16 protein-coding genes are annotated in these 17,224 nt (G+C 70.9%); 10 read left to right on the top strand and 6 right to left on the bottom strand.

Features of this window, described 5'->3' with window-relative positions; translation table 11 throughout:
- The first annotated feature begins 19 nt into the window (after positions 1-19).
- The 9 genes from ACZ6TI_RS33680 to ACZ6TI_RS33640 all read left to right on the top strand — a co-directional run bounded on the left by ACZ6TI_RS33680 (position 20) and on the right by ACZ6TI_RS33640 (position 11,791).
- Entirely contained in the window at positions 20-1,042 is a 1,023-nt protein-coding gene (locus ACZ6TI_RS33680) for a LacI family DNA-binding transcriptional regulator (RefSeq protein ID WP_465349246.1), read from the top strand.
- 64 nt (positions 1,043-1,106) lie between these two features.
- Positions 1,107-2,318, top strand: coding sequence for a sugar ABC transporter substrate-binding protein (locus tag ACZ6TI_RS33675; RefSeq protein WP_465349245.1), 1,212 nt, complete (start codon positions 1,107-1,109; stop codon positions 2,316-2,318).
- Complete coding sequence (locus ACZ6TI_RS33670) at positions 2,311-3,180, top strand: carbohydrate ABC transporter permease (RefSeq protein WP_465349244.1); 870 nt, start codon at positions 2,311-2,313, stop codon at positions 3,178-3,180. Before ACZ6TI_RS33675 ends, ACZ6TI_RS33670 begins: the two co-directional genes overlap by 8 nt.
- The gene (locus ACZ6TI_RS33665; RefSeq protein WP_465349243.1) at positions 3,170-3,976 is read left to right on the top strand and encodes a carbohydrate ABC transporter permease; all 807 of its coding nucleotides are present in this window, start codon (positions 3,170-3,172) and stop codon (positions 3,974-3,976) included. Before ACZ6TI_RS33670 ends, ACZ6TI_RS33665 begins: the two co-directional genes overlap by 11 nt.
- Positions 3,977-3,984: 8 nt before the next feature.
- A complete protein-coding gene (locus ACZ6TI_RS33660; protein ID WP_465349242.1) occupies positions 3,985-5,979 on the top strand; it encodes a glycoside hydrolase family 31 protein in 1,995 nt (664 codons plus the stop codon).
- A 43-nt stretch (positions 5,980-6,022) separates the two neighbouring features.
- A complete protein-coding gene (locus ACZ6TI_RS33655; RefSeq protein ID WP_465349241.1) occupies positions 6,023-7,600 on the top strand; it encodes a serine/threonine-protein kinase in 1,578 nt (525 codons plus the stop codon).
- A gap of 131 nt (positions 7,601-7,731) precedes the next feature.
- Entirely contained in the window at positions 7,732-9,834 is a 2,103-nt protein-coding gene (locus ACZ6TI_RS33650; RefSeq protein ID WP_465349240.1) for a SulP family inorganic anion transporter, read from the top strand.
- An 89-nt stretch (positions 9,835-9,923) separates the two neighbouring features.
- Complete coding sequence (locus tag ACZ6TI_RS33645; protein WP_465349239.1) at positions 9,924-11,375, top strand: PepSY-associated TM helix domain-containing protein; 1,452 nt, start codon at positions 9,924-9,926, stop codon at positions 11,373-11,375.
- Entirely contained in the window at positions 11,372-11,791 is a 420-nt protein-coding gene (locus ACZ6TI_RS33640) for an ASCH domain-containing protein (RefSeq protein ID WP_465349238.1), read from the top strand. Before ACZ6TI_RS33645 ends, ACZ6TI_RS33640 begins: the two co-directional genes overlap by 4 nt.
- A 37-nt stretch (positions 11,792-11,828) precedes the next feature.
- Here ACZ6TI_RS33640 and ACZ6TI_RS33635 read toward each other — a convergent pair whose 3' ends face one another.
- From ACZ6TI_RS33635 to ACZ6TI_RS33620, 4 genes are read right to left on the bottom strand one after another with little or no spacing between them, the layout of a single operon-like run.
- Complete coding sequence (locus ACZ6TI_RS33635; protein WP_465349237.1) at positions 11,829-12,563, bottom strand: amino acid ABC transporter ATP-binding protein; 735 nt, start codon at positions 12,561-12,563, stop codon at positions 11,829-11,831.
- 5 nt (positions 12,564-12,568) lie between these two features.
- Positions 12,569-13,357 (bottom strand): amino acid ABC transporter permease, encoded by a 789-nt coding sequence (locus ACZ6TI_RS33630; RefSeq protein WP_465349236.1) that lies wholly within the window; start codon positions 13,355-13,357, stop codon positions 12,569-12,571.
- A complete protein-coding gene (locus ACZ6TI_RS33625) occupies positions 13,354-14,157 on the bottom strand; it encodes a transporter substrate-binding domain-containing protein (RefSeq protein WP_465349235.1) in 804 nt (267 codons plus the stop codon). Before ACZ6TI_RS33625 ends, ACZ6TI_RS33630 begins: the two co-directional genes overlap by 4 nt.
- A 43-nt stretch (positions 14,158-14,200) precedes the next feature.
- Positions 14,201-15,052: a TIGR03560 family F420-dependent LLM class oxidoreductase gene (locus ACZ6TI_RS33620; protein WP_465349234.1), complete on the bottom strand. Its 852-nt coding sequence runs from the start codon at positions 15,050-15,052 to the stop codon at positions 14,201-14,203.
- A 59-nt stretch (positions 15,053-15,111) separates the two neighbouring features.
- On the opposite strand from ACZ6TI_RS33620, the gene ACZ6TI_RS33615 reads away from it, so the two are divergent.
- Positions 15,112-15,717 (top strand): TetR/AcrR family transcriptional regulator, encoded by a 606-nt coding sequence (locus ACZ6TI_RS33615; protein ID WP_465349233.1) that lies wholly within the window; start codon positions 15,112-15,114, stop codon positions 15,715-15,717.
- Here the strand turns inward: ACZ6TI_RS33615 and ACZ6TI_RS33610 are convergent.
- Both ACZ6TI_RS33610 and ACZ6TI_RS33605 read right to left on the bottom strand, forming a co-directional pair.
- Positions 15,711-16,223 carry an AAA family ATPase gene (locus ACZ6TI_RS33610; protein ID WP_465349232.1) on the bottom strand — a complete coding sequence of 171 codons (513 nt, stop codon included), beginning with the start codon at positions 16,221-16,223 and terminating at the stop codon, positions 15,711-15,713. The genes ACZ6TI_RS33615 and ACZ6TI_RS33610 overlap by 7 nt on opposite strands.
- Positions 16,220-17,062: a class I SAM-dependent methyltransferase gene (locus tag ACZ6TI_RS33605; protein WP_465349231.1), complete on the bottom strand. Its 843-nt coding sequence runs from the start codon at positions 17,060-17,062 to the stop codon at positions 16,220-16,222. The genes ACZ6TI_RS33610 and ACZ6TI_RS33605 overlap by 4 nt, the downstream gene beginning before the upstream one ends.
- Positions 17,063-17,224 lie beyond the last annotated feature (162 nt).

Genomic DNA, 17,224 nt, shown 5'->3' with positions numbered 1-17,224 from the left:
ACCCAGCCGGAGGTGGACCGTGGTCGCGTTCACCAGCAAGGACGTCGCCCGGCTGGCCGGGGTCTCGCAGAGCACGGTCTCCTATGTGATGACCGGCAAGCGCAAGATCTCCGAGCGCACCCGGCAGCGCGTGCTGGCCGCGATCGAAGAGCTCACCTATGAGCCGAACGCCGGCGCCCGGGCGCTGAAGTCGCAGCGCACCCGGGTGATCGGGCTGTTCGTGCCGTTCGGGCACGGGCTGGACACCTCGGGCGTGCTGCCGTTCATCGAGACGATCACCAGCTCGGCTCGCGCGCAGGACTACGAGGTGCTGCTGAACACGTCGGACGAGGGCTCGGCGGGGCTGCGCCGGCTGGCCGGGCGGCAGCTCTGCGACGCGATCGTGCTGATGGACATCCGAGGGTGCGACGACGACCGGATCCCGGTCGCGGCCGCCCTGCCGCTGCCGGTGATCCTGGTCGGGGTGCCCGCCGACGCGATGGGCCTGAACTGCGTCGACCTCGACTTCCCGCGGGCGGCCGAGCTGGCCGTCGGCGAGCTGGCCGCCACCGGGCACGACCGGCTGGTGATCCTCGGCTATTCGGCGGAGATCACCGAGCGGGACGTGAACTACGTGCGCCGCTTCCTGGACGCGGCGGTCGTCGCCGCCGGGAAACACGCTCTGCCGTGCGAGGTGATCGGTCCGCTGGAGTGCGACCGGTCGGCGGCGGCCGCGGTCGCCGAGCGCATCGGTGACCCGGACGACCGGCTCGGCGTGGTCGTCCCGCAGTCCCAGCTCGTGCAGCCGCTGCTGCACGAGCTGACCGCCCGGGGCGTGCGGCCCGGGCGCGACATCTCCGTGATCGGGCTCTGCACCGACGCCGCGGCCGAGGAGATCGAGCCTCCGGTCACGAACGTCTCGCTGGAGCCGCGCGACGTCTCGCGCCGCGCCATGCAGTCGCTGTTCTGGCTACTCGAACCCACCACGGCCGGCCCGCCACCGGCGATCGATCTGATCGAGCCTCGGCTCACCCGGCGAAAAACCGTCCTCCCGCCTCGTTGAATCGCGCGCCGCCTGATCGAGGCGCGCCGGTCGTCGATACGTATCGAATCGAAAGGATCCCCTCATGAAACGGATCATGGCCGTCCTCGCCGTCTCCGCGCTCACGCTCACTGCCGCCGGCTGCGGCGACGACGGCGGCGGCAGCGAAGGTGCAGATGCCAAGACCATCCGGGTGCTGGACTACTACAGCAACGAGCCCGACAAGACCGTCTATCAGAAGGCGCTCGAAGCCTGTGCGCAGCCGCTCGGGGTGACCATCCAGCGCGAGACGGTGCCCGGTGAGACGCTGATCGCCAAGGTGTTGCAGCAGAGCTCGTCGCGGACCCTGCCGGACGTGCTGATGCTGGACAACCCCGAGCTGCAGCAGATCGCCGCGACCGGCGCGCTGGCCCCGCTCGGCGACTTCGGACTGAACGCCGACGGCTACGTGAAGGGCGTGGTGGACGCGTCCACCTACGACGGCAAGCTCTACGGGCTGCAGCCGGTGACCAACACCATCGGGCTGTTCTACAACAAGGAGATCCTGTCCAAGGCCGGCGTCACGCCGCCGACCACGTGGGAGGAGCTGCGCGCCGCGGCCAAGAAGCTGACCGCGGGCAAGCAGTACGGCCTGGCCTTCTCCGCACCGGCCAACTACGAGGGCACCTGGCAGTTCCTGCCGTTCATGTGGTCGAACGGCGGCGACGAGAAGAACATCGCCACCCCGGAGGTGGCCGGCGCGCTACAGCTCTGGGTCGACCTGGTCAAGGACGGCTCGGCGTCGAAGTCGGTGGTGAACTGGACCCAGGCCGACGTCATGGACCAGTTCAAGGCCGGCAACGCGGCGATGATGGTGAACGGGCCGTGGCAGTTCCCGGTGCTGAACGAGGTCAAGGAGCTGCAGTACGACGTGGTGCCGATCCCGGCGCCGCAGGCCGGCGGCAAGGCGGTCGCCCCGCTCGGCGGCGAGACCTGGACCGTGCCGCAGACCGGCAACAAGGACCGGCAGGCGAGCGCCGCGAAGATCGTGCAGTGCCTGAACTCGGATGCGAACCAACTGGCCCTCGGCAAGGACCGGCAGACCATCCCGACCAAGACCGCGCTGCAGGCCCAGTTCGTCGCCGAGCAGCCGACCATGAAGGCCTTCAGCGAGCTGGTGCAGAACGCCCGGGCGCGGACCGGCGAGCTCGGCGCGGACTGGCCGAAGGCCGCCACCAAGATCTACACCGGAGTGCAGTCGGCGCTGGCTGGTGGTGTCGCGCCGGACAAGGCGCTGGCGGAAGCCCAGAATGGCTAGACGCCACCGAATCCTGCAGTTGCTCTTCCTCGTCCCGGCGCTGGCGTATCTGATCCCGTTCTTCGCCTATCCGGTTGTCAAGAACGTGCTGATGGGGTTCCAGGAGTACACCACCCGCACGTTCTACACCGGCGAGGCGCCGTGGGTGGGGCTGCGCAACTACTCCGAGGTGATCGGCTCGGCGGTGTTCACCAAGGCGGTGCTCAACACCGTGCTGTTCACCGCCGGCTCGATCCTCGGGCAGTTCGTGCTGGGCCTGGCGATCGCGGTCTACTTCCGCCGGAAGTTCCCGCTCAGCGGGGTGCTGCGCTCGCTGATCCTGTTGCCCTGGCTGATCCCGCTGATCGTGGCGGGCGCGGTCTGGCGCTGGATCCTGGACCAGGACAACGGCGCGCTGAACCGGCTGCTGCACGCCAGTCCGGGCTGGCTGACCAGCACCTCGCTGGCGCTGATCGCCTGCATCATCGTGAACATCTGGATCGGCATCCCGTTCAACGCCACCATCCTGCACGGCGGGCTGCAGGGCATTCCCGACGAGCTGTACGAGGCGGCGGAACTGGACGGGGCCACCGGCTGGAAGGCGTTCCGCCACGTCACCTGGCCGCTGCTGCGCCCGGTGGTGAGCGTGGTGCTGGTGCTCGGCGTCGTCTACACGCTCAAGGTGCTGGACATCATCCTCGGGCTCACCGGCGGCGGCCCGGCCAACGCCACCCAGACCATCGCCACCCAGTCCTATCACCTGTCCTTCGTGGAGTTCGACTTCGGGCAGGGCGCGGCGCTGAGCAACATCCTGATCGTGGTGTCGCTGGCCTTCGCGATCGTTTACCTGCGCGCCAACCGGAGGGCCTTCGATGAGAGCTAAGGGCTGGGGCTGGACGGCCGGCGGGGTGCTGATCGTGGCCGTGATGCTGTTCCCGATCTATTGGATGCTGAACGTCTCGCTGCAGCCCGGCGGCTCGGCGGTCGGCACGCCGTGGGTGCCGCTCGACATCAGCTTCCAGGGCTATCAGCGGGCGCTGCGCGATCAGGGCGGTCACCTGGTCACCAGCCTGATCATCTCGGTCGGCAGCGTCGTCTTCAGCCTGCTGATCGCGGCGCCGGCGGCCTACGCGCTGGCGCACTTCAAGATCCGCTGGGCCGGCTGGGTGCTGCTCGGGGTGCTGGTCAGCCAGATGGTCCCGGGCATCGTGGTGGCCAACGCGCTCTACAGCGCCTACAACGACCTCGGGCTGCTCAACTCGATCCCGGGGCTGATCCTGGCCGACTCCACCACCGGCATCCCGTTCGCGATGCTGATCCTGCGGGCTTTCATGATCACCATGCCGACCGAGGTGATCGAGGCGTCCTGGGTGGACGGCGCCGGCCCGATCCGGTCGTTCACCTCGGTGGTGCTGCCGATGAGCCGCAACGCGCTGATCACCGCCGCGCTCTTCACCTTCCTCTTCACCTGGGGCGACTTCCTGTTCGCCCTGACCCTCACCACGACCGAGGACGTCCGGCCGGTGACGCTGGGCCTTTACACCTACATCGGCTCGTACGTGAACGACTGGAGTTCCGTCATGGCCACCGCCGTGCTCGCCTCCATCCCCGCCCTGGTGCTGCTCGTCGTCGCGCAGCGGTACGTCGCCGCCGGAACCACAGCCGGCGCAGTCAAGTAGGAGAGTCCGTGAACCCGTTCAGCACCGACGGAGACGCCCTCGAGGTCCGTTTCCAGCACGAGGTCCTGCGCGTCGAACCGTGGGGCGTGGACAGCGTCCGGGTCCGGGCGGCCCGCGAAGTCGTCCTGCCGAACGAGGCGGGCGCGCTGTCCGAGCGGCCGCCCGGCACCGCCGAGCTCAAAGTGGACGGCGCGCTGGCCACGCTGATCAACGGCAACCTGACCGTGGAGGTGTCGATCCCGGAGACCGACGGCTACCCCTTCCCGATCGTGCGCTTCCTGAGCACCGCGAGCGGCGAGGAGATCCTGGCGGAGGAGCGCGAGCACTTCTGGTGGCCCGGGGCCCGGGTGTTCTACGGCAACCGGTCCGCGGCCGGCGAGGTGCATCAGCAGTTCCGCGCGTACCCCGGGGAGAAGCTCTTCGGCATGGGACAGCGGACCCATGGGCGGTTGGACCACAAGGGACTCGCCCTGGATCTGGTGCAGCGCAATGCCGAGGTGAACATCCCGTTCGTGCTGAGCGACCGCGGCTACGGCTTCCTGTGGAACAACCCCGCGGTCGGACGGGTCGAGTTCGCCGACAACGCCACCCGCTGGACGGCCACCCAGGCGCGCGGCATCGACTACTTCCTCACCGCCGGCACGCCCGCGCAGATCCTCGCCCGCTATGCCGACGCGACCGGGCACGCGCCACGGCTGCCCGCCTGGGCGAGTGGCTTCTGGCAGTGCAAGCTGCGCTACCGCAGCCAGGAGGAGATTCTCGAGGTGGCGCGCGAGCACCGGCGCCGCGGGCTGCCGCTGTCGGTGATCGTCAGCGACTTCTTCCACTGGACCGCGATGGGCGACTACCGGTTCGACCCGGCCGAATACCCCGACCCGCAGGCGATGATGGACGAGCTCGCCGAGCTCGACGTCAAGCTGATGGTGTCGATCTGGCCGACCGTCTCCTACCAGTCCGAGAACTTCCCGGCGCTGCGGGACAACGGGCTGCTCGTGGGCGCCGACCAGGGCACCGAGTTCCTCGCCTCGATCCGGGACAAGGGCATGGACGTGCCCGGACCGATCGGGTTCTACGACCCGACCAACCCGCGCACGCGGGAGTTCCTGTGGTCGAAGATCAAGGACAACTACTTCGATCTCGGGGTACGGGTGTGGTGGTTGGACGCCTGCGAGCCGGAGATCAATCCGGGGCACGCCGGCAACCTGTCGCTGCACGCCGGCCCGGGCTACGAGACGGTCAACATCTATCCCCGCGACAACGCCCGGATGTTCCACGAGGGGATGGCCGCCGAGGGCGAGGAGACCGTGCTGCTGTGCCGGTCGGCGTGGGCCGGGCAGCAGCAGTACTCCGCCGCGGTGTGGTCCGGCGACATCCCGGCCACCTGGGACTCGTTGCGCACCCAGGTGCGGGCCGGGCTGAGCATCGGGATCGCCGGCATCCCGTGGTGGACCACCGACATCGGCGGCTTCCACGGCGGCGACTCCCGTGATCCCGAATACCGCGAGCTGATCGTCCGCTGGTTCCAGTACGGCGCGTTCTGTCCCCTGTTCCGGCTGCACGGCAATCGCGAGCCGCGGATGGAGACCGGCTGGGACATGACCGGCGGCCCCAACGAGGTGTGGTCGTACGGTGACGAGGCGTACGAGATCATCACCGGGGTCATGCGGATGCGGGAGCGGCTGCGGCCCTATCTGCACGAGCAGCTGGACCGGTCGGCGTCCGAGGGGCTGCCGGCGATGCGGCCGCTGTTCGTCGACTTCCCGGCCGACGAGACGTCCTGGACCGTGGACGACCAGCTGATGTTCGGCCCGGATGTGCTGGTCGCGCCCGTTTTGCAGGCCGGCGCCCGGAACCGGTCGGTCTATCTGCCGCCCGGATCCCGCTGGACGCACGTGTGGAGCGGGCGCTCGTACGAGGGTGGGGTGGTCATCGAGGAGGACGCCCCGCTGGCCGAGATTCCCGTCTATCTCCGCGACGACGCCCGGGTGCCCTTGATCGGCTGACCCGGGGACGCGCGGGTGGACGCGATGCGAGAGACTTCCCTGCATGGCGGGTGTGATGGAGCTGGGCGCGCGGGATCCCCGCGAGGTCGGTCCCTACCGCCTGCTCAAGAAGCTGGGCGGGGGCGGTCAGGGCACGGTCTATCTGGGCACCGACGGCGGGCCGGAGCCGGTCGCGGTCAAGGTGCTGAACACCGACTTCACCGACACCGGCCGGCTCAAGTCGACGCTCAACCGCGAGCTGTCCAGCGCCCAGTCGGTGGCCGGCTTCGTCACGGCCGGCGTGATCACCTTCGACCTCGACGCCGACCCGCCCTACATCGTCACCGAGTTCGTCGACGGGCCCACGCTGCAGGACGAGGTGCTCGACGGGCGCGGCCCGCTGCGCGGCAGCCGGCTCGGTGACCTGGCCATCCAGACGGTCATCGCGCTCGAGGCCATCCACGGCGCCAACGTGGTGCACTGCGACTTCAAGCCCGCCAACATCATCCTCGGTCCGGGCGGCGTCAAGGTCATCGACTTCGGCATCGCCCGCGCCTGGGAGGGCGTGCACAAGGCGGCCAGCCGGGTGATCGGCAGCGCCCACTTCATGGCGCCCGAGCAGGTGGACAACAAGGGGCTCGGGCCGGCCGTGGACATGTTCGCCTGGGCCTCGACGATGGTCTTCGCGGCCACCGGGAAATACGCGTTCGAGGGGGCCAGCCCGGTCGCCGTGGGCGTGGCGGTGGTGCAGGCCAAGCCCAAGCTGCACGGGCTGAGCGGGCCGCTGGCCGAGCTGGTCACCGCCTGCCTGCAGAAGGATCCGGCACATCGGCCGAGCGCCGCCCAGGTGCGGCAGGCACTGATGGCGCCGGCCGGGCAGCCGCGTCCGGCATACGACCCGGTGGTGGCATACAAGCCGGGCCAGGCCAGCCCGGACTACCCGATGTCACCGTCGCCGGGTTACGTCGCGCCGGTCTCCGCCGCCCCGGTTTCGGCTGCGCCCGGTTATCCCGTTCAGCCGTACCCGACGACCGTCGGCCATCCGGTGATGCCGCCGCCGCAACCGCGGCGGCGGGGCGGCAAGATCGCGCTGATCTTCTTCCTGGTCCTGGTCATCCTGGGCGGCGCGGGCGCGACCGGCTATCTGTGGTGGGACCGCACGCAGAACACCGCGGGCCGGAAGCCCGACCTGCCGGACGATCCCAACCTGCGCGCGCTGCAGGTCTTCGCCGGCGACCGCTCGCTGGCCGACTGCACGCCGACCACGCCGAACGCGCGCCAGCTCGCCCGGCAGTCCTGCCCGACGGACGGGCTCGAGGTCACCTATGCGCTCTACAAGCCCAAGGAGCGGGCGGCCGAGCGCAAGCGGGTGCAGACCATCCACGACAAGAACTCGCCCGAGGAGTGCCTGCGGCAGACCGGCATCAGCCCGGACCAGCGCCAGGGCGAATACATCGAATACACCTACCAGGCCGGCGACAACAAGAAGTGGTATGTCGGGCTGTGGTGGGACGACGGCGTCTCGCAGCCCGACGGGTCGGCCGTGATGACCATGCGGACCGAGTGGGACCGGAAGACGCCGGACCCGGCCCGTCCGCTCCGCGAGAAGTGGCTGAGCTGGGGCTACCAACTCGCGGACTAGGGTCTGTCTCGTAGATCAACCAGGACCGCGCCTCGCACATGGCTGATCCACGAGACAGACCCAAGCTGTGTCTTTGCTGAGTGCACCCGTCGCGTAACGCGGGGTTAACGCGCGGCGCTTAGGGTGGCGAAATGCCGGAATTGTTCCGTAAGGACGTCCCCGCCTCCGTCGTGGTCTTCCTGATCGCCATCCCGCTGTCGCTGGGCATCGCCGCCGCCTCCGGGGCGCCGCTGCTCGCCGGCCTGATCGCCGCCGTGGTCGGCGGCATCGTCGCGGGCGCGCTCAGCGGAGCGCCGTTGCAGGTGAGCGGGCCGGCCGCCGGGCTCACCGTGATCGTCGCCGGGGTGGTCGCCGACTTCGGCTGGGCCGGCACCGCCGCGGTGGTCGCGCTGGCCGGGCTGCTGCAGATCGGGCTGGGCGCCGCCCGGCTCGGCCGGGCCGCGCTGACGCTGTCGCCGGCCGTGGTGCACGGGATGCTCGCCGGGATCGGGGTGGTGATCGCCCTGGGCCAGGTGCACGTGCTGCTCGGCGGCGACCCGCAGAGCTCGACGCCGGCCAACCTGCGCGACCTGCCCGGCCAGATCGTCGGCTCGCACGGACCGTCGGTGCTGATCGGCCTGCTGGCGGTGGCGATCCTGGTGATCTGGCCGCGGGTCACCGGGCTGTCCCTGGTGCCGGCCGCCCTGGTCGCGGTGGTGGCGGCGACCGTGGCGGCCACCCTCGGCGGGCTCGACGTGGCCCGGGTGGAGCTGCCGGACGACCCGCTCGCCGCGCTGACCTTCCCGCGGCTGCCGGACGCCGGGATCGGGGCGATCGCGGCCGCCGTCGTCACGGTCGCCCTGGTGTCCAGTGTGGAGTCGTTGTTGTCCGCGGTGGCGGTGGACAAGCTGCACGACGGCGAGAAGGCGAACCTGAACCGGGAACTCGTCGCGCAGGGCACCGCGAACACCGTCTCCGGGCTGCTCGGGGGACTGCCGGTCACCGGGGTGATCGTGCGCAGCTCGGCGAACGTGGCCGCGGGCGCGCGCACCCGTCTCTCGGCGATTCTGCACGGGGTTTGGATCCTGGTCTTCGTGCTGCTGGGCGCGAGCCTGCTGGAACGCATCCCGCTGAGCGCGCTGGCCGCGGTGCTGGTGGTGGTCGGGCTGCGGCTGGTCGACCTGGGCCAGATCCGCGCGTACGTGCGCCATCGCGAGCTGCCGGCCTATCTGGTCACCGCGCTCGGCGTGATCGCCGTCGACCTGCTCACCGGCGTGCTGCTCGGGATGGGCGTGGCGGCGCTGTGCATGCTGTGGCGGGTGGCGCGCTGCGACATCCGGGTCACCGAGGTGCGGCCGGGACACTGGCTGATCGGCATCACCGGGTCGGCGGCCTTCGTGGCGTCCGCGCGGCTGGCCCGCGAGCTCGCCGCCGTGCCGCCGGCGCGGTCCGTCGAGGTCGAGCTGCACCTGGACTACCTGGATCACGGCGCGTTCGAGACGTTGCGGGACTGGCGGGAGACCTACGAGCGGGCCGGTGGCCGGGTGGCCGTGCGCGAGGTGCACGACAGCTGGTTCCACCGGGCCACCGCCGGGCGGCTCGGCGCCGAGCGCAGCCGTCCGCGACTGCTCGGCTCCTGGTCGCGGTGGCAGGCCTTCGACAGCGGCGGGCGGGACGCGATGAGCGCCGGGATCGACGAGTTCGAGCGCAGCGTGGCGCCGCTGGTCCGGCCGCACCTCGCCGGGCTGGCGCGCGCCGGGCAGACGCCCGAGCAACTCTTCATCACCTGCGCCGACTCGCGGGTGGTGCCCAACCTGATCACCGGGAGCGGGCCGGGGGACCTGTTCTGCGTGCGCAACGTGGGCAACATCGTGCCGCCGCACGGATCGGCGGACACGTCGGTGGGGGCGAGCGTGGAGTACGCGGTGGACGTGCTGCGGGTTTCGGTGATCACGGTCTGCGGGCACTCGGGGTGCGGGGCGGTGCGGGCGATGATGGCCGGCGGCGCGGGTGGGTCGCTGGGCGGGTGGCTGGGCTCCGCGGGCACGTCGTTCGACTCGGATGACGAGGAACGCTGCTGCGCGGCCAACGTGGTGCAGCAGATGGCGAATCTGCGGACGTACCCGTCGGTGCGGGCCGCGCTGGCCGAGGGCCGGCTGCGGATCGCGGGTCTCTATTTCGACCTGGCCGAGGCGCGAATGTACACAGTGGACGAGTCGCTCGGTCTGTGCCGGCCGGTGGTGGCGGCCGCCTGAGCCCCGGCGGAAAGTGGTCGGGAACTATTCCGGCTCGGGGCGCGACCGATAGATCGGTCAAGCCGTCTCTGAGCCGGATAGAGGAGCCCATGTCGACCGTCGCGACGCCCACCGAGGCCCCGCAGGTCCCCCGCGTCTCGCGCGATTCGCGCACCGGCTTCGGCCCGCTGCTGCTGCGGCTGCACTTCTACGCCGGCCTCCTGGTCGCGCCGTTTCTGCTGGTGGCGGCGCTGACCGGGCTGGCGTACGTCTTCACCCCGCAGCTCGAGCGGATTGTCTATGCCGACGAGCTGGTCGCGGCCGTCCCGGCCGGCAGCCAGGCCCGGCCGCTCGCCGAGCAGGTGGCGTCGGCCCGGGCCGCGCACCCCGGCGGCGATCTGCTCACCGTGCGTCCCGGCGCGGGCGACCAGACCACCCAGATCGACTTCAGCTCGCCCGAGCTCGACGACGAGCACCAGCACACGGTCTACGTGAACCAGTACACCGGCCGGGTCACCGGGCAGCTGACCACCTGGTGGGCGACCACGCCGCTGAAGACCTGGTTCGACGATCTGCACCGCAACCTGCAGCTCGGCGACGTCGGCCGGCACTACTCGGAGTTCGCCGCGAGCTGGATGTGGATCATCGGGCTGGGCGGCGTCGCGTTGTGGTGGCGTCGTCAGCGCGGCCGGAAGATGCTCACCCCCGACCTGGCCGCCAGGAAGGGCGTGCGGCGCACCCGCAGCTTCCACGCCGCGACCGGCATCTGGCTTACCGTCGGCCTGCTGGTGCTGTCGGCGACCGGGCTGACCTGGTCGCGCTATGCGGGCGCCAACTTCTCCGCGGCGCTCGACTCGATGCGGTCCGGCACCCCGTCGGTCACCACCGAGCTGACCGGCGATGCGGCGGCCGCGGCCGGCGGCGGTCACCACGGCGATGCGGTGGCGCCGGCGGACGGCGGCGGCGCCGACCCGGCCGTCATCGACGACGTGCTGCGGACCGCGCGGGCGGACGGTCTCGGCGGGCCGGTCGAGATCGCCGTGCCGGGCGACGCGGCCACCGCCTGGACGGTCACCCAGAACCGCAATCTGTGGCCGGTGGGCCGGGACAGCGTCGCCGTGGACGCGGCCACCGGAAAGGTGGTCGACCGGGTCGACTTCGCCGACTGGCCGCTGCTCGCCAAGCTCACCCGCTGGGGCATCAACGCACACATGGGAACCCTGTTCGGCATCGTCAACCAGCTGCTGCTCGCCGCGCTGGCGATCGGGCTGATCTGCGTGATCGTCTGGGGTTACCGGATGTGGTGGCAGCGCCGGCCCACCCGCAATGGCACGCGGGCGATGGTCGGTGCGCCGCCGGTCGGGACGGGCGCGTGGCAGCAGCTGCCGACGTGGGGGATCGTGGTCGGCGTACCCGTGGTCCTGGCCCTGGCCTGGGTCTTGCCGTTGTTCGGCATTCCGTTGGCCGCCTTCCTGATCGCCGACCTGATCATCGACCGCGTCCGCCGGCGCGGGGCGAGATCCGCCGTGCCGGTGTCGCCCGCGCCGGCCGGCCGACGATGACCGCCGCCGACGCCGTTCAGCGGATGTGGCAGGACTTCAAGCAGGCCACCGGCATCGAGGCGGAGCTCGCCGGGCAGTTCGCCTTCGGCGACTCGGCGGAGATGGCCGACGAACTCGCGGACCTCGTCCGGCACGGGCCCAAGCGGGCGACCGCGGGCATGCTCCTGGATTTCGAGGTGGACGAGGAACCGCTGCCGCGCGCGGGAGATCACCAGGTGGTGCTCGGCGGACGCGGCGAGCCGGTGTGCATCATCCGGACCACCGAGGTCGTGGTCGGGCCGCTGAGCGAGGTCGACGCCGCGTTCGCCTGGGACGAGGGCGAGGGCGACCGCACTCTGGACTATTGGATGGCGCACACCGCCGGTTCTTCACCCGGCGATGCGCCCAGCTCGGCGTCCCCTTCACCGAGGACCTGACCATCGTGCGCGAGCGTTTCGAGCTGGTCTGGCCGATTCAGTGATTCAGGACGCGTTGCAGGAAGGCCTTGGTGCGATCGTGTTTCGGGGCGGAGAGCACCTCGGCCGGTGGGCCGGTCTCGACGATGCGGCCGGCGTCCATGAACACCACCCGGGTCGCCACGTCTCGGGCGAAGGACATCTCGTGGGTCACCACGATCATCGTCATGCCGTCGTCGGCCAGTTTGCGCATCACCGCGAGCACGTCGCCGACCAGCTCCGGGTCGAGCGCCGACGTCGGCTCGTCGAACAGCATCAGGCCCGGGTGCATGGCCAGCGAGCGGGCGATGGCGACCCGCTGCTGCTGACCGCCGGAGAGCTGGGCCGGATAGGCCTGCGCGCGGTCGGCCAGCCCGACCTTCTCCAGGTTGGCCAGCGCCTCGGCGTCGGCGGCCGCCCGCGAGCGGCGCAGCACCCGCCGGGGAGCGATCGTCACGTTGCGCAGCACGGTCAGGTGCGGGAACAGGTTGAAGTGCTGGAACACCATGCCGATGCCGCGCCGGGCGGCGTCCACGTCGGTGTCCGGACTGGTCAGCTCGACGTCGCCGACGTGCACCGTGCCCGAGGTGGCGGTCTCCAGCGCGTTGATGCAGCGCAGCAGGGTGGACTTGCCCGACCCGGAGGGGCCGACCAGGCACACCACCTCGCCGGACTCCACCTCGAGGTCGATGCCGCGCAGCACCTCGTGGTCGCCGAACGACTTGTGCAGATCGTGGATCCGGATGAACGACACGGTGGTCACCTTCCCCTCGCCGTGCGGCGTTCGAGGTATCGCACGACCTGCGACAGCGGCAGTGTGATCACCAGGTAGAGCAGGCCGGCCACCACCAGCGGTGTCGCGTTGACCCGCTGGTTGAGGATGTCGCCCGCGTATTTGGTCAGCTCGATCGTGCCGGCCGTGACGCCCAGCACGTAGACCAGCGAGGTGTCCTTGGTGAGCGAGACAAACTCGTTGGTCAGCGGCGGCATGACGATGCGCAGCGCCTGCGGCAGCACGATCGACACCATGGCCCGGGTCGGTGACATGCCGAGCGACCGGGCCGCCTCGACCTGACCGCGCGGCACGGCCTGGATGCCGGCCCGCAGGGTCTCCGCCGTGTATGCCGCCGCGGTCGCCCCCAGCCCGACCGCGACCGAGCCGTAGAGCCCGCCCGGGATCTCGCGGTCCGGGAACGCCAGCGGAATGCCGTAACCCACCAGGAACAGCACGAGCAGTGCCGGCAACCCGCGGAACACCTCGACATAGGCCGTGGCGAACCAGCGGTAGGGCGCCACCGTGGAGAGCCGGGCCAGCGCCAGCGGCAGACCCACGAGCAGGCCGAACGCGAACGCCAGCACCGTGTAGACGATGGTGTTGAGCAGGGCGGTGGTGATCACCGTCGGGAACATCGCCCGCGCGACGTCGAGCTGGAAGAACGACTCGGCGAGCCGTCCCCAGTCTGCGGCCAGCGCGACCACGAGCAGGACGGCCACGAACGCCGCATATGCGCCGCCCCGGGTCACGCGGCGCCGGGTTGTCAGTCTCATTTGGTGGGCTTGGGCCCGATCCACTCGGCGTAGATCGCGTCGTAGGTCCCGTCGGTCTTCGCCTGGGCGAGCACCTCGTTGACCGTCTTCAGCAGGTCGGGATCGCCGTCCTTCCGCAACGCGAAACCGTATTGCTCGCCGGTGTCGAAGCCGGTCGGCACCTCGACCTTGCCGGGGTTCTTCTTCAGGTAGTCGTTCCACACCGGCAGGTCGCCGACCGCCGCCTCGATCTGGCCGGAGACCAGCGCCTGCTGCTCCGAGCCGAGATCCTTGTAGGAGACCACCTCGACCTCGAGCCCGTCCTTCTTCACCTGCTCGCGCACATAGGCCTCGCCGGTCGTCTCGCCCTGCACGCCGAGCCGCTTGCCGGCCAGATCGGCCAGCGACTTGTACGGCTTGCCGGCGAGCACGACCAGCGCCTGGGTGGCGTCGAAGTAGGGATCCGCGAACGCCAGCACCTGCTTGCGCTCGTCGGTGATGGTCATGCCGGCGGCGGCGATGTCGCACTTGCCGGTGTTGAGGTCCTGCCCGGACTTGATCCCCTCGAACGGGGTGTCCACGATCTCCTGCGTCACGCCGAGCTTCTTCGCCACCAGGTCGACCAGGGCGACGTCGAAGCCGACCACCTTGCCGGTCTCGTCCTTGGACTGGAAGGGGGCATAGGGGAGGTGGGTGCAGGTGGTGATGACGCCGGCCTTGACCAGGGTCACGCCGCCGGACTCGCCGCTGGTGTCCTTCTTGGCGCATCCGGCGGCGGCGAGGAGGCCGGCGACAACGAGGACGGAAAGGTATCGACGCATCCACTCACCCTATCGATCACATAGGGGAACATGTGTCGATGTCTTACGTGGTGATCGCCACGGCCTCGGTGAGCACGCCCACGGTCTCCGAGAGCCAGGGGCCGGAGGTGACCACCACGGCGTGGTCGAGGCCCAGCGCGGCCAGGGCGGCGAATCGATCGGTGACCTCGGCGACCGTCTCGCCGGGACGGACCCGGGTGCTGACCGTCTTGTCGATCTCGTCCATCGCCCGGCCCTCGGCGTCGCAGTGCGCGGCGAGCACCTCGAGCTTGTGCCGGAGCGTGCGGCCGCCGTCCGGGATGTCGAAGAGGTTGCACGCCTGCGCGTAACGGGCCACCAGGCGCAGGGTCTTCTGCTCGCCGGCGCCCCCGATCAGGATCGGCGGGTGCGGCCGGGTGGTGGGTCGGGGGAAGCTGATCGGGCGGGACGCCGCTGTGTGCGTACCGATGAAGGGTTTGTCGTCGCCGGACCACATCTGCAGGGCGAGCCGGACCGCGTCCTCGAGCTGCTCGAACCGCGCCGCCGTGGGCGGGAGCGGCAGGCCCATCATCTCCGCCTCGCCCTGGTGGTAGCCCGCGCCGAGACCCAGCCAGGCCCGGCCGCCGGACAGCGCGTCGATCGTGGTGACGGCCTTGACCAGCAGCGCGGCCGGCCGGAACGAGACGGCGGTGACCATCGCGCCGAGCCGGATCCGGTCGGTGATCGCGGCCAGATGGCCCAGCGTGGCGTAGGCCTCGAGCATCGGCTCGTGCGGCTCGGTGCCCGGCTCGGCCTGCACCAGATGGTCGGACACCCAGAGTGTGTCGAGGCCACCCTCGTCGGCCTGCCGGGCGATCGTGCCCAGGGCGTCGAGGGACGGCCAGGAGAAGTTGGTCAGGCCCAGGCTCACTCGCATGGCGATCTCCGAATCATAGAGTGACCCTAAGTTTAGGGTCACTCTGGTAAGTTGTGCCAGTGGGTTTGCGGGAGCAGAAGAAGGAGCGCACCCGGCAGCTGATCAGCGAGACGGCGCAGCGATTGTTCGCCGAGCGCGGGTTCGACGGGGTGCGAGTCGCCGAGGTGGCGCGGGCCGCCGAGGTCTCCGAGGCGACGGTGTTCAACTACTTCCCGGCGAAGGAGGACCTGTTCTTCGCCGGGCTGGACGACTTCGGCGCGCGGCTGGTCGCCGCCGTCCGCGATCGGCCGGCCGGTGAGCCGGTGCTGGCCACCTGCCGGCGCGTGATGCTGGCCGGGAACGCCTGGCTGGAGGCCGTCGACGCGGGGGACGCGGTGGCGCGAGAGCGGGCCCGGACGGTCGAGCGGGTGATCGCCGCGAGCGCGGCCCTGCAGGCCCGGGAGCGGCTGGCGCTGGATCGCATCGCGGCCGCGCTGTCGGCCGAACTGGGCGGCGACTTCACCGCCGAGGTGGTGGCGCACGCGATCGCGGGGCTGCACGGCGCGCAGATCCGGCTGAGCCGCGCGCTCGCGGCGGACGGGACGCCGGGCGGGCTGACCGCCGTCGCCCGGGCCGAGGCCGCGGCCGGTTTCGCGTTGCTGGAGAACGGATTCGGCGGCTACTGAAGGCGGGCCCGGATCTCGTCGACCGTCTCCTCCGGCGTCTGGTCGGAGTTGTCGAGCCAGAGGCCGAGGCGCGGGGTGTCGTGGCGCACGGCGTGGTCGAGATCGTCGGCGGTCCAGTCGGTGTAGCCGGTCTTCGCGCGCGCCCGGTCGCGGCTGGCCAGGACGTCCGGCCTGGGCGCGAGGACGACGACGTGGCACGGCCGGGTCTGGATCAGGTCGACGAAACGGGCCAGGTCGGGGCCGAGGATGACGTCCTGGAGGACGGCGGTGAAGCCGGCCCGGGCGTATTCGTCCGCGACGGAGGCGGCCAGGCGGTAGCGCAGCCACAGCTGGGCGGTTGCTTCGCCGGTCTGGTCGGGGGTGAAGTCGGCGCGGCCGGAGACGACCATGCGGCGGAAGACGTCGCCGCGGACGTGCGCGGCCCGTGGCAGCCGCGAGGCGAGCAGCTGCGCGACGGTCGACTTGCCGGCCGCCATCGCCCCGGTGATCACGATGACGCCGGTCATTTCTGGAAGTGCCAGATGATGGCGGCGGGGGTGTTCTCATAGGCCGCGTCCACCGCGTCCGCGGCCCAGGCGCGCAGGAACTCGCCGCCCGCATAGGGGCTCGGCGGCCAGGTCGGCTCGTGGCAGGCGCGCACTTGCAAGCCCGCGGCGAGGGCGGCGGTGACGTAGTCGCTGGGCCGGAACCAGGTCGCCGGCAGGCGCTGGGCGTTGCCGTCGTCGTCCACGATCGAGGCCATCCCGCCGAGATAGAGCGACTGCCAGTGGATGTCCGAGGTGATCAGGCTGCCGCCGGGCGCCAGCACCCGGGCGAACTCGGCGAACACCGGATCCAGAGCCTTCACGTGTGGCAGGGCCAGGGCGCAGGTCACCAGATCGGCGGAGGCGTCCGGCACCGGCAGGGCATGCAGGTCGCCGAGGAGGAATTCAGCGCCGGGCACCCGGGCCAGCGCCAGCATGTCCGGCGAGCTGTCCACTCCGGTGACCCGGTGGCCGGCCGCGGCCAGCAGCGCCGCGTAACGGCCGGTGCCGCAGGCGGCGTCGAGCGCCCGGCCGGGCTCGAGGCCGGCCAGGATCTCCCGGACGAGCGGCTCCTCGACGGCGATCAGTGGGTTGCCGGGTTCGTCGTAGGTGCGCGACCAGACGCGGTAGCCGGTCACCGAGTCGACCAGGCCCACCTCGTCGCCGGTCCCCAACTCGCCGCGGTCCCAGGCGTCGAGCATCGCGCGGACCTCGGCGATCCGGTCCTCCAGGAACGCGCGGTCGAACTCTCCGGCGAACGCGCGGTGCAACGCGAGTCCCTCGAAGCCGAGCAGAAACGCCAGCGGATGCCGGAAGGTCATGCCCGGCAGGCTATTGATCGCCGCGGCCCCGGCGCGACGGAATTAAGCGACGGATACAAGGAAGGTGGGCAGCGGCTGCCGGGGGGGGAGCCGCCGCGCACCCCCGGGGGGGGGGTGGGTTTTGGTGGTGGTGGAGGGGGGAGTGGTGTTTTCGATGTTGCG

The sequence above is a fragment of the Actinoplanes sp. NPDC051388 genome, from assembly GCF_055586225.1.
Note: the sequence above shows the minus strand (reverse complement) of the source record. Positions and strands in the feature narration are given on the sequence as shown.